This is a genomic window from Sporosarcina luteola (genome assembly GCF_023715535.1).
In the GTDB taxonomy this organism is placed as follows: Bacteria; Bacillota; Bacilli; order Bacillales_A; family Planococcaceae; genus Sporosarcina; species Sporosarcina luteola_B.
Genome location: NZ_JAMBOI010000004.1, coordinates 329,866 through 343,003, shown reverse-complemented (window position 1 = coordinate 343,003; position 13,138 = coordinate 329,866). Strand labels below are relative to the sequence as shown.

Below are 13,138 nucleotides of genomic sequence, written 5' to 3'. Positions count from 1 at the left end.
TATACTCTATGGGCCGTACGAACGCATCCCCTCTTTATTTCTCCACCCTCGTATATGCAAACTTCGTATATGCGTAAATCACGGAATATTTTTCCATCCTGTCTTTAATTTTGTATTTATCTAATCGAATGAATTGCTGAACCATGGTCGAAGTGTTCGGGACGCACCCCATAGACTACATCCATGCCGGGCGTACTAACGAAGCAATCCGGTACATGCATATAGTTGGCTACAGAATTTAGCGAAAAATTATTAGTTTATAATAAGCATCCTCATTGTTGAGCCGTTGGATGATTTCGTGGCAACCTCGTACCGATATTTCCCCTCAGATGCCTTCTTTACTTCTTAACAGAAAAAATTCGATATTTATTGAATTGTTATTTCTATTAATATAGAATAACTTAAAATAGGAACTCTAGGAGGAACCCCTTTGAAAATAATTAATTCAGCACCCCCTGTAGAAACCATAACTCTGAAAGTGGAACAGTCGCCAGTCTGGGAATTGATTTTAGGGATTGCAGGCTATACACATGAGCAGCTGCGGCACACGTTTGAGATGGATGAAGAATGGAAGGCCGACGAAAACGTGATGCCCTCTTCACTAGTCAAGCTTTTAAAAATCATTGAAGAAACTAATCTTTGGTATGGTATGATTCTGCTGCAAAATCAATTTGCTGCCGTTTCCGTTCAAGAATATTCGAATTTGCTTACCACGGCTTCAACGGATTCTTTTTATGAATGGCTCCTTCCTTACCATGATCGACAGTCTGAGCCACTAAGAATAGAAGCAGCCTGCAAGCCAGAACAAACACCAGTATGGGAAGAATACGCTAGTCTCTTTGATGGACATGACTATTTAGGCGGATATATTCGACAGCTTCACCATTTATCCCAATCTGAGTTATGTGACTTGATCACTAGTGTAATAATAGAGTGGGAAAGTTGGATGCGGAAAAAAGTGGAATGGGAGAAATGGCTACAGGCACTTGCTTTTGAAGAGAAACAGTATCGTCAATTGGATATGAATAATCCGGTAGCTGAAATCGAACGTGTGTCGGGTGGTGTCGAATACCTACCTGAGCCATCCATTTGGTCGGTCAAACTTATCCCGCAGGTTTCCTATCGTCCTTGGGTGCTTACAATTCGTACTTCTGATACCAAGCTCTTCTTTTATCCTGTCAAAGAAGAGTATCTGCTAGAACCTGGAGTTCCTTCAAATGAACTGATTCGTGGCCATAAGGCATTAGGGGACGAACTACGACTAAAACTGCTGTTTCAACTTCAGAAAAGTCCTTTGTCCTTGCAAGAGTTGAGTGGACAATTCAACATATCAAAAACAACGCTACACCATCAACTGGCATTATTGAAAGCCGCCAAATTCATTCGCGTGGAGAAAGGGGTCTATTCCATCAACTCTGGAAAGCTTGAAGATTTCACCAGACAATTGACACGATACCTCGGAACCGGATTATGAAGAAGTATTCCAAGTCCTTCAGATCCTTATGGATAGGTGAGATTGTTTCCGAATTCGGTGGTGTTGCTGGAGCTATTATCAATGGGTTGCTGTTATATGAATTGACAGGTTCACGGGAGTGGATGGGCATCCTTTGGCTCGTCTATTTTATTCCTTCATTGGTGCTACAAGGTATCAGTTCGCCCTTACTTAATCATGTCATAAAAGAAAAAGTGCTCAAAAATATCCAACTGATCCGAGCCGGTGCCTACCTACTACCATTAGCTGGTTTAGGGATTGGAACGGAGAAAGGTTCCATCATTGGCTTGGTTATTCTGCAATGCATCTTAGGGCTTCTTCAGCCAATTTTCGCCAGCCTTTCGTTTGCCTTACTTCCAGAAGTCTGTACGGAGGATGAATTGGCCGATGCCAACGGATTGTTGGACGGAACCCTTCGGCTAATGAGTTTTCTTGCTCCAGGTGTCACTTCGCTCTTGTTGTTGCAACTACCGATGCATTGGATCTATGGCATTTCGGCAATCCTGTTCTTCATCAGTTTCCTGGCACTGTCCCGAATTCCGCAAATCAGCACACAAATGGTGGCAACTTGGACAAAAAAGTTCTGGTGGTCCGAAATGAAAGAGGGATACAGGAATTTCTTTAGTTATCCTCAACTCCTGCAGTTAACAATCCTATCTTCTACCGTCCAATTTGCGGTAGGGGCAACGCTGGTCTTGAGTATTCCCTTCATTCAGGGAGAATTAAGAGGAGAGACGTGGGAGTATGGCATATTTAAGGGGGCCTTTCCTATCGGTTATGTGATGGGAATGCTTCTTCTGACCAAGCTACCGAAAAGCCCCCGAACGATGTACTTTGGTTTGATTGGGGGTGGCTTTTCCTTTGTGCTGCTGTACTTTGTCCACTCAGTCCCTTTTGCGTGGTTATGTGAACTGATGGGTGGTATCCTGTTCCCTCTTTTCAACGCCCAAAGTGCAGCCATTTTCCAGCGTGAAGCTCCAAGGGATCGACTGGCACAGTTAAGTGCAGTCCGTTTGTTGTTCATGCGTGTCTCCATGCCATTAGGAATTCTGTTCGCCTCCTTGCCTTTCTTAACATTAAATATTCGTCATGTTTATTTCGGAATCGGTTCCATCATTATCTTACCTGGGGTGTATTACTTAATCGATTCCCTCCAACCAAGAAAGCGTTGGTCTCGGATAAACGATAAATATTAGAGCATATGGATCATCATCCTGTTCATAAGAAAGTAAGTGTTGTAACTAAAAAAAAATATAAAAATCCCGAACAGTAGCTCAATCACAGATCAAGTTACTGTTCGGGATTTTCACTTTACAAATAAGCCGGATTACCAAGAGCAATGAGAGATACTCCATAACAAGCTTTACTATCAATCTTTTCTTATTATTTTCCTCCATTAGGTGAGTAATTAGGTGAAGTTCACTTGTGGATTGGCAGTCGAAGTAAAGGATAATCCCTTACATTATGGGTGCATATGTTTGGTTACATAAATGCACCCAAATAAGGATGATGAACTTAAATGGAACAAGATTGCCATATTAAGAGCTTTGATAAGATATTTTATAGTTAATTTGAGTCTTGTCTTTTCCAAGGTTCTTCGGTGCTTTCTAACCAATGAGCCCATGCGCTAAAGCTCCCGTCAAACTGAAAGTAGATTTGCTGTATTTCCGGAAATTTTTCAAAGGTTGCTGAATGAAGTGCTTTCGATAATGATTGTGCTTCAGCACTTGCTGGACTTCCAGCCAAGAAGTCTTTAAAATCGATAACTACTGTTCCATTCTCATCGATTGCGACACCATTCAATGATTCTTCATTCCCGTATTGAATATCGCCATTTATAAAAAGCTTCCTGATTTCCTCCTCTAATTCTGGAAAAGGCCTCCCAAACGATTCAGTATCAAACCCAATATTAACTTCTTCCATCTGTTTCTCAATAAAGCTTTCATATTCTTTCCCTAACGTCACTTTATATAATGCAACATGCTCGCTTTCAGGAATAAGAAGATAGATTTCATTTTGATCTGTTGCAATATAATTCTCTACCTCTTGAGGTTTTTCAATAAAGTTTTCATCTGGTATGCGTACTCCCCCAAGCTTATCACCCTTCTTATTAAGCACAAATAAATGAGTTTCTGAAAGGGGAGTCATTACAGGTGGAGCAACCGTCTGCATATAAATAATTTGTTCGTCCAATACGTCTTTTAAAGCCACGTTGGCAAGTGTGAAATCCGAGAATAAGGGTAGTTCAGTTTGTTCACTTTCATCACTGAGTACTAGTATACTTTCCTTTCGATTCACTTGTTTAAATTGAAATGGCAGCACCTCGTCCTCTATGAAACTGACTGTTTTTAGGTCTACAAATTTTTCTTGGTTTTGACTTACGATAATCTCATTGTTTTCTAATTCAACTAATGAGTCTGGGAAAAATAATTCTAATTGCGATAAATCATAGGTCTTTGTTAACTCTCCATTGGATTGGTATTGATGCACAACTTTTTCCACAGAGTTTAATACATATATTTCTTCATCCTTTGTTACCAATATATCATTCAAATCACCAATAATATTTTGATCGTTTTGAACGGAAAATGAACTGGTAGCTTCACCACTCTTAATCACGACCTGCGACTTCATTTCATCTAAGATATATATGTTTCCATTCTTCATATCAAAGCTACTTACCGGGTTCATGCCATGGGCATATGAACCGATTTCCCCTTCCCCATTCCCGTACTTGATGGTGTCCACTAATTCAATGCGAGAGGATTCTTCTATAGCATATGCGTGTGTCTCTTTTTCTTCGGATTGGGAAGTTAAAATGAGAAAAGGAAGTATAACAATGATAGCTGTAGCTGCTAACAGTGGAACTAACTTCACTCTAGTTTTTCTCCTTTTACCATCCATCCTGAGTTTATTGTTTAATTCGTTAACAAACTCTTGACTCGGTTCTAAATCCGGCCGATCTTTAATTGGTCGAAGTAGCTGTTTAGCCTCTTGAGTTAGATTTTCGGTCTTTTTCACCTTACTTCACTCCTTCCAATATATGTAGTTCCTTTTTCAATACCTTTACAGCACGATAAAAGTCTACTCGCACCTTTAACTCTGTACAATTCAATATTTCAGCCGACTCTTTAATTGTCATTTCCTGAAGCCCCCGTAAAATAAGCAAACTCCGATAATGAGGTTTTATAGTAAGTAATGCACTTTGAATCTCCTGCCATCGTTCCTTGATAAGTAGATGTTCATCCAAGGAATCCTCGTTTTTTTCGTTTGTGATTTTTTCTAGTAGTGCTGGTAATGTAGATTTCAGCTTCTTTTTTCGCAAATGATCGATTGCCGTGTGACGCGCTATAGAAAGTAACCAATACTTCGCACGAGTGCGATCCCTCAGCATGTGGCTATTTCGAATTGCTTTCAAAAAGGTTTCTTGTGTAATATCTTCTGCATCCTGTTTGTTACTGGAAAAGTATAAAGAGAAATGGTAAATATCTAAATGAAATTCTCTATATAAATCCTCTATATCAAACCCATTCATCCCTTTCATCACCCCTTACTAAACAAGTCGTGTTTCATTCCAATTTGTTTCAAATATTCAAATATTATTTTTATAAGCACTTTAAAACGTTGGGGGGTAACTATTTTGCTACTAAAACCATTCTTAACCAACCTAGCCATTAGTTCAACAAGAAAAAAGAGTTGCTAATGGCAACCCATACGACCCGATTATGTTTTTAGAAGGTTACCTTTGTTGTTTCACTTTCTCGTTGTACCTTTTCCCAATTCGGCAATTCACATAACAATCCTCCCCCCTGAATTTTAAGCATTGAAAAAGCACCTCAGTGGGTGCTTAAAACTGTTAATCTATCCTTTCAACCCTTACTTTTCTACCTATACCCTCTAATTCAAGATAATACCTCATACCATCTTTATATATTTTTACTGTCGGTCTATATTTGTATTTATATTTATAATAATATTCTACTTGTTTCCACTTTTGACCATTAGTCCATTCGAAGATGGTCTCGCCGTCAAAACCTTCGGATTCACCTTCTAGTCTCGCTTCTTTATAAAGTTCCATATTCTCACCCCCTTCATGACACTATTCGCCAAGAAGGGTGAAAATCCTTTAAATAGAAAAAGCACCTCCGGAGAGATGCTTACCAACCAATACAACAAAAATTATTAATAAGAATTCCGGTTGCTGTATAACTTGTAATACTTTAAAAACAGCTTTTCAAGTTCGTCTGAATCCAGCGCGTTCCCTTGCCTATATTCATTTTGAACATGCAGATTCACTAGCTCCATTACAACATCTAAACTGTTTCTTTGTGTACTATTTGATACATTTTATACACCTCCTCATTGACAATATTCGCAAAGAAAGGTGAAAATCCTCTAATTTTGTATCACCCCCGAAGAATTTACATTACACAACATATCATCACGTGTTTTCACACAAGTTCGACATGGCTTCTTCAGACGCCCGAGAACACCAATCTCCAGGAAAGTATTCATTGATCCACCCTTCAGTGTACAAGAGTTTGAAAAAAGCTAAAAATAAATACAGGCTTAAAAACAAGTAAAGTTCGTAATTGTACACATAAACGAACACTGTGTTTGATATGAAATGCATTATTAAAATCAGTCCGTATATATATAAAAACACTTTTCGAACGTTCACTCGGTTATTTGCGCCTTTCTGAACGGTATTGTTAACTTTAGAAAAAACTCAAAATGCAGAAGCTCCTAATCGCGCATTATATGACTATCCACACTCAGTATTTTTAGTCATAAAAAAAGCATCTTTTCAGATGCTATTATGAAATAAGTTGAATTTAAAATAGTTTTGTTCTAACTCTAATTTAAACTTTTCTAAAATATCTAAAGACGAAGCAAAGCTTCTTAATAAAGAATCCTCCTCCTTTTCAGTCATCGCCTCTACTAGCTCGGGACTAAAAAATACATTTTCTGTATATTCTATAATTAAGAAATTCAAATGACTCACAAGCTCTTCATTAGTCAATGACTCTAATTGATCAAAATAATCTTTATAAACACTTTCATCTTCTACTAGATACGAGATAATAATGTTAGTTCCACTTTCAATTGGATATACATTTACATATATCGAAGGCATTTTATCGACACTCTTATCGAAATATATATCATTTATTTGCTTTCCCTTATAATCATATTGCACAGTAAACGCAGAACTTGTAGCAAACCCAATTTCAAAGTCTAATTTTCTATATACAGTTCTCAAACCGTTGAAATTCCTTTCCAAATAATCTTTCTTAAAAGAATTATAGTCCTTGGAATAGTCTTCAAAATCCAGTAAAGCAGTTCTATAAAAGTTTACTGACATCGGGTCTAGTGTAGCGCTTGGAAAACTTTTGAAGTTATCACGTAATTGATTGAGCACACGAATTTTTCGGTGGTATTCAAGAGTAAGAGACCTGAATGCGAATAAGTAATTTTCTATTGGTTCTTGTGAGTAGTCTTTAAGTTCAATAGGTTTAAAAATTTCAGTGTCATGATAATCACAAAAACCAAAAAATTTACTGGCTTTATTCCTACTAATTTTTTTCAAAATGGGATATGGACCGCTTTTTGTCAGCTTACTTCCTATATGGTAGAGATGACCGTCTTTACTTATTCGGTTTAAAACCCTATTATTTTGAATTGAATGGGCGCCTTTTATTAATGGTTTACATTTCTCTTTATCAAAACCGAAACAAACCTCAAAATCAGCTTCTCCCCACCTTTGCTGTGCCATGTGGTTAAGACGGTCATCTGAGTGACTTAATTCTTCGCGATTTTTATGCATTTCTTCTCTCGCTTTTTGATAACAACAAAACTTATACTTCTTATCTGAACCACATGGACATGGTTCATACGGGTCTATTTGTAATTCCAATTTGCTCACCTCTCATTGACAAAGTTCGTCATTAAAGGTAAAAATCCTTTTTTATTACTTCAAAAATAACTCTAATATTGATTTAAGTTTATTCCTATTATTATAGGCGATTTTTAGAGGTATTTGTCCACTGTGGAATCCGATACTTCGAGATAGTGCTTGTCCAGCGTCTCCAACGAACGGTGTCCGGTCTGTTTTGCAATTGTCCCAAGATCAGCTCCTGCCGAGTGCATGGAGAGTACCTGCGTCTTGCGGAAATTGTACGGCGCATATCCTGTCCATTTCTTCATTCGTTTCCGATAAGCAGTTTCAGAGATAAGACTGCTCGCATAGATCCCCTTCTGGTTCACACTCCCGACAAAATAATCGCTTATCTTTAAATCATATTCCTTGATGTAATCTTTTACAGCTTGCACCGTCTCAAGATTCAACCGTTTATTATGCCATATGCCTTGTTTCTTCAAGGGAACGCTTACCATCGGAGCATCAAAGTCAAAGTGTTCGACTTTCAATCGAACCATTTCACTCGGACGGTTCGCTGTCGTTAGATTGACTAGACAAATTGCTTTGGCTCTTGTGTCTAGCTGTCTGATTCTCGCCAAAAGAAAATCTTTATTGAGTGGAGACTTGCCCTTCACATGCAAGAGGTCCATTTTATCATCCCCACTGTATAGCTTTCGGAGCAAACTGATCTTCTTACGGTCTTCTTCCTCGAACGTGATTCCAAAGGTCACAGTCAAATACTTCCGGATGGCGACAACCCGTTTTTCCCATGTCGTTTTTTTTACCCTTTCAGATTCGATGGCATGATGCAAATAGTGGAGGAAAGTCTGAATATTTTCCTCTCTGTCTGTTTCCGAACAGAAGTTACAAAAGGAGCGAATATCGCTTGCGTAGGAGGCAGGGATGCGTTTTTCAATTTCTTCGAGTTTTTGTTCCAATTCAAAATCCAGTTTCTTGTTTTCAAAATCCTTTGCATAAACGATGTTCCTTTTTAATTCCAATTTATAACCCCCTTCACATATTTCAACTTACCAAGTTGCATGTCTTCATTGTAGCAAACCGGTTACGATAACGAAGTAATCTCGTAACCTCTTTTTGATTCTCTCTGATTATAAATTATTACCTTATGTAAAAGATGCTTCATTTTTTTTAACCTTTGACCCCTAGATTTTGACACCTTCAAAAATAAGACGATGGATCGGTTACTTACCCATTACTTTTGCCGTTCTTACGGCACCATTTTCATAACAACTATTAAATAAAATACTTATGCTCCTTAAGTACTTTCTTGCAAGTCAAACCACTTATGAGTATTGTATTATATAATAGATCAAAAGTTTCGAAAGTATCAAAAAGTAAAGGAATGATGATTATGGTGTTTAGGGTAAAGCAAAAAGAAAAATCTTTGTTTGAGTCTCCACAAGAGATGTACCGAGATTATAAAAGAAAGAAAATCAATGGTACATTGGATTATCAATCTAAAATGATTGATCTATATATGAGTAGTGCTTATCAAAAAAAAGACGTTGCATTTGAATTGCCTACCGGTAGTGGTAAAACATTAATAGGTTTATTAATCGGCGAATTTAGAAGAAGAAAAAACAATGAAAAAATAGTTTATTTATGTCCTACAAAGCAATTAGTTAATCAAGTCGTAGACAAAGCAAACAATTTATATGGCATAAAAGCAATTGGTTTTACAGGAAGTAAAAAATCATACAGTCAACAATCGATCTCAAGCTATATGAGGGCTGAAACAATTGCTGTAACAAATTATAGCAGCTTATTTAATACCAACTCTTTTTTTGACGATGCAGATATTATTATCTTTGATGATGCACATAGTTCTGAAAGCTATATTGCAAATAATTGGAGCTTGAAAATTTCAAGATCGGAACACCTAGGATTATTTTCTTCATTGGTAGAAAGCCTAAAAGATACTTTAGAAGTTTCTCAATACAATCGTCTGACTAATGATTCAGCTAATGAACATGACTGGATTGATAAGTTGCCGAATCTAAAGTTCTTTAATAAAATTAAGGATTTATCACCCTTAATTGAATCCTATGTTTCAAGTAATAATCTTAGGTTTCCTTGGCAAAACATAAGGGATCATCTACACGCATGTAATATGTTTTTAAGTAAAAATGAAATTCTGATTCGCCCCTTCATACCCCCTACCCTTACTCATAAACCCTTTGCTAACGCTAAACAAAGATTATATATGTCAGCCACACTTGGGGAAAGTGGCGAGCTAGAAAGAATTACTGGTGTCCACAATATACATCGATTGCCAATAGTAGACGAATGGGGGGTACACAGTATTGGTAGACGTTTTTTCATCTTTCCTAATGCCTCGTTCAAAGAAGAACAATCCTTAGAAATACTTTTGGAAATAAAAAAACTACAACAAAGAGCACTTTTTTTAGTACATGATGATAGAACTGCAAAATATGTAAAGGAAAAAATAGAGGAAATGACCACAACGGAAGTGTTTTTAAGTAAGGACTTAGAGAATTCATATGATGATTTCATCAAATCGGACGACGGGATAGCTATAATGGCCAATCGTTACGATGGCATTGATTTTGATGGTGACAAATGTCATTTATTATTTTTAAGTAGCTTGCCTAGCTCCACTCACTTACAAGAGCAGTTCATTACTACAAGAATGTCTTCTTCAGTATTGTTTAATGAAAGAATAAAGACTAGGATTGTACAAGCCATTGGGAGGTGTACTAGATCTGAAGTCGATTACGCAGCAGTAGTTATTTTTGGAACAGATTTAGAGAACGCATTAATTTCGCCTAAAAAGCTAGATGAATTTCCAGCTGAGCTTAAAGCCGAACTCGAATTCGGTTATAACCAATCAGAAAGCAGAAATGAAATATCTGAACTAACTGAGCTGTTAAATTTCTTTTATCAGAGAGGTGAAGAGTGGGATACTGCTGAGGAGGCAATAATAAGTTCCAGGGACCAATTTATTGACGAGGAAAAAAGAAAAAACGAGAATAAAATGTTTTTTAACTTAAAAAATTCAGCAGTATTTGAAGTTCTTTTTCAATATGATTTATGGAAAGAGGATTATCAAAGTGCTTTAAACCAAATCGAAAAAGTTTTAATGCATTTAAATGGCCCAGAATTAAAAGGATATAAAGGGTATTGGAACTATGTCGCAGGTTTTGTCACTTATCGTCTTTTTGAGGCCGGTATCGAAAGTCATTATCAGATTTCCAAGGAGTATTATAACAAAGCATCAAAAAGCACTAACACAATAAATTGGTTTAATAAATTGGTTGATCAAAAAGAAATAACTGGAAAACATTCTTTAGAAGAGGGATTTAGCGATATTTTCGAACGGCTAGAAGAAAGGTTTTCAAAAGAGGGAGTTAGAAATCCTCATAAGTTCGAAAAAGAAGCTGCTGATATAGTAACACTATTAAATAGTGATAATGGTTTGAAATTCGAACAAGGCCATGAAAGGTTAGGGGCATTCTTGGGTTATTCCTCAGGTAATTCTGATTCAGACACCGCCCCCGATCCTTGGTGGATTGTTAACGATAATTTTTGTATTGTAACAGAGGATAAAATCTATGAGGATAATACTAAGTCAATTCCAAGTAGACATATCAAACAAGCAAAAGGACACGAAGATTGGATTCGTGATAATGTAGAAACTTTGAATAAAAACTCAAATATCGTCACCCTTTTTATATCAAATTCAACTACTATAGAAAACTCTTCTAAGCCTTTCACAAAAAATATATTCTATATTGAAAGAAGTCAATTTGTTTCTTGGGCGGTGAAAGCAATTGAGTCTATTCGTCAAGTCAGAAGAAGCTTTAATAATAAAGGTGACTTACTCTGGCGTTTAGAAGCGGAAAAGATTTTGAATGATTATCAGACTACCCCTAAACATTTTGTTGAATTAATTTATAAAACCAAGTTAGAAGATTTACCCCCTCAAATATAGATTTGTTGATATTCTCCATTTTCCCTGTCTATCATTTGAATTTAAAAAGACGTTCCTTTTAGTGGCCGGAACGTCTTTTTTCATTTCGTTTTTAAAAATAACCTTTCTCTTTTAAACTAATAAAACGGTGATCCCCAATAATCACATGATCCATTAGTTCCACCCCCATCACACTACCAGCCTCAGCCAATCTCTTTGTAACCTGAATGTCTTCAGGGGAAGGGTTTGGCCTCCCACTGGGATGGTTGTGAAAGCAAATTATTGAGGCAGCACTATGTTTCACCGCTTCCTTGTAAACCTCCCTAGGGTGTACTATCGACGAATTTAGTGAACCGATAAAGATGGTCTTCTTATGAAGCACTTCATTCTTCACATTCAAAAAAATTACCACGAAATGTTCCTGTGTCAAATTCGTCATCTCAGCCATCATGTAGGCTGCTGCATCCTCTGGTGAACGGATAACATATCGCGTGTCTGCTTTTCCTGCCGAACGCATCTTGCGGGCAATCAACATGCCAGAATGAACTCTGAGAGCTTCATTGTGCGTCATGCCTTCCTGTTTTAATTCGGTTACTGTCATATCCACCAACTCTCGAATGCCTCGCGCAGCCAGTCGCCCAGTGAATTCCGGTTTAGCAGATGGACCAATTAAAACAGCCAATATATCCTGCAATTCGATAACACTTTCAGAACCAACTGCAGTATATGTGGATACAGCTTCACGAGCAGAGGTAATATATTTATTAATAGACATTTTGTAGTCCTTTCTCACACAAAGCAAGTGCCGAGCGGCACAAGCTTTCGTGTGCCACTCTTTCCTTGCCCGGTGGAAGGCTTTTTATGGTATAATCACTCTACAAGGTTTTTATGAATTACTTTTTTCGAGACGAGAATCTTCTTGTCTCCTTTTTTTCGCCCATTTTTGCAATCACTGCATCATCCCAGCCCATCTTTTTAAGATTAGAAGCCGTTATGTTCAGCATTTTCCACGGATTCACACCTTCAAGCACCATATTCTGAGCTAACTCCTTCATACCCTTCTCATCGAACTGCCATGATGCCGATATAGTGTAATCCCAAATCACATCACCAGTATCTACCGGACCATTATTGTCTACGAACGCTTTCAACTGACCTTTCATAGCTTTTAGCGCCGATTCGACACGTTCAATCTCCCTACCTAGCTTAACTGCCTCTTCCATGTTTTCAATGACCTCTTGCTTTGCAAGTACCATTTAAATAACCTCCTTTAGATTCCGATATTTCCGCTGCCAATCACTTTAACATCGCCTTTTTCAATGGACAGAAAAATGTCTTCAATGTCGGTTAGCGATTTCAGCCTTTCAATTTCTCCTCTGCTATCAAGTAGGTAAATTCCACCGAATTTAAATACGAGAAATTTTTTCTCCTTCTTTTCATCCACATAGCAGACGAATGATTTTTCTGCACCTCCCTGTTTAGCGTTAGAAACAAGACGTTCTAATTGTTTTCCAACCATTTAAACCTCTCCTTTTCCAATGATTTTGTTAAAACAAAAAAAGCCGATCGTTTCCCGAAGGAATCAATCGACTTTTAATATATATCACGCAATTAAGCGTAAATATCCATATGATTATGCATTAAGCTATTTTGTGATGTACTTGTTACATCCGCCTATCTTTTCTCTTCAACAGAGAATACAAAGGCAAAATAATTTTTGTCGCACTCCTCTTTAAAATATCTAAAAGGTATAACGACGTTCATCTAAACGATG

11 protein-coding genes are annotated in these 13,138 nt (G+C 37.3%); 3 read left to right on the top strand and 8 right to left on the bottom strand.

Features of this window, described 5'->3' with window-relative positions; genetic code table 11:
- Positions 1–430: 430 nt before the first annotated feature.
- On the top strand, positions 431–1,474 hold the full coding sequence (locus M3191_RS11095) for an ArsR/SmtB family transcription factor (protein WP_251700440.1): 1,044 nt from the start codon (positions 431–433) through the stop codon (positions 1,472–1,474).
- Positions 1,471–2,688, top strand: coding sequence for an MFS transporter (locus M3191_RS11090; RefSeq protein WP_251700439.1), 1,218 nt, complete (start codon positions 1,471–1,473; stop codon positions 2,686–2,688). The genes M3191_RS11095 and M3191_RS11090 overlap by 4 nt, the downstream gene beginning before the upstream one ends.
- Positions 2,689–3,058: 370 nt before the next feature.
- Here M3191_RS11090 and M3191_RS11085 read toward each other — a convergent pair whose 3' ends face one another.
- From M3191_RS11085 to M3191_RS11065, 5 genes are all read right to left on the bottom strand, one after another.
- The gene (locus M3191_RS11085) at positions 3,059–4,513 is read right to left on the bottom strand and encodes a hypothetical protein (protein ID WP_251700438.1); all 1,455 of its coding nucleotides are present in this window, start codon (positions 4,511–4,513) and stop codon (positions 3,059–3,061) included.
- 1 nt (position 4,514) lies between these two features.
- The gene (locus M3191_RS11080; protein WP_251700437.1) at positions 4,515–5,027 is read right to left on the bottom strand and encodes an RNA polymerase sigma factor; all 513 of its coding nucleotides are present in this window, start codon (positions 5,025–5,027) and stop codon (positions 4,515–4,517) included.
- Between the two features lie 321 nt (positions 5,028–5,348).
- Positions 5,349–5,570: a hypothetical protein gene (locus M3191_RS11075; RefSeq protein ID WP_251700436.1), complete on the bottom strand. Its 222-nt coding sequence runs from the start codon at positions 5,568–5,570 to the stop codon at positions 5,349–5,351.
- A 729-nt stretch (positions 5,571–6,299) separates the two neighbouring features.
- Complete coding sequence (locus M3191_RS11070) at positions 6,300–7,409, bottom strand: SEC-C domain-containing protein (RefSeq protein ID WP_251700435.1); 1,110 nt, start codon at positions 7,407–7,409, stop codon at positions 6,300–6,302.
- Between the two features lie 113 nt (positions 7,410–7,522).
- Positions 7,523–8,413, bottom strand: a complete 891-nt coding sequence (locus M3191_RS11065) for a tyrosine-type recombinase/integrase (RefSeq protein WP_251700434.1) — start codon at positions 8,411–8,413, stop codon at positions 7,523–7,525.
- A gap of 362 nt (positions 8,414–8,775) precedes the next feature.
- On the opposite strand from M3191_RS11065, the gene M3191_RS11060 reads away from it, so the two are divergent.
- Positions 8,776–11,385 carry a DEAD/DEAH box helicase family protein gene (locus tag M3191_RS11060; RefSeq protein ID WP_251700433.1) on the top strand — a complete coding sequence of 870 codons (2,610 nt, stop codon included), beginning with the start codon at positions 8,776–8,778 and terminating at the stop codon, positions 11,383–11,385.
- Between the two features lie 91 nt (positions 11,386–11,476).
- Here M3191_RS11060 and radC read toward each other — a convergent pair whose 3' ends face one another.
- The 3 genes from radC to M3191_RS11045 form a co-directional block, all read right to left on the bottom strand.
- Positions 11,477–12,139: a RadC family protein gene (gene radC / locus M3191_RS11055; RefSeq protein ID WP_251700432.1), complete on the bottom strand. Its 663-nt coding sequence runs from the start codon at positions 12,137–12,139 to the stop codon at positions 11,477–11,479.
- Positions 12,140–12,257: 118 nt separating this feature from the next.
- Complete coding sequence (locus M3191_RS11050; protein ID WP_251700431.1) at positions 12,258–12,620, bottom strand: hypothetical protein; 363 nt, start codon at positions 12,618–12,620, stop codon at positions 12,258–12,260.
- Between the two features lie 14 nt (positions 12,621–12,634).
- The gene (locus M3191_RS11045; protein WP_251700430.1) at positions 12,635–12,883 is read right to left on the bottom strand and encodes a hypothetical protein; all 249 of its coding nucleotides are present in this window, start codon (positions 12,881–12,883) and stop codon (positions 12,635–12,637) included.
- Positions 12,884–13,138 lie beyond the last annotated feature (255 nt).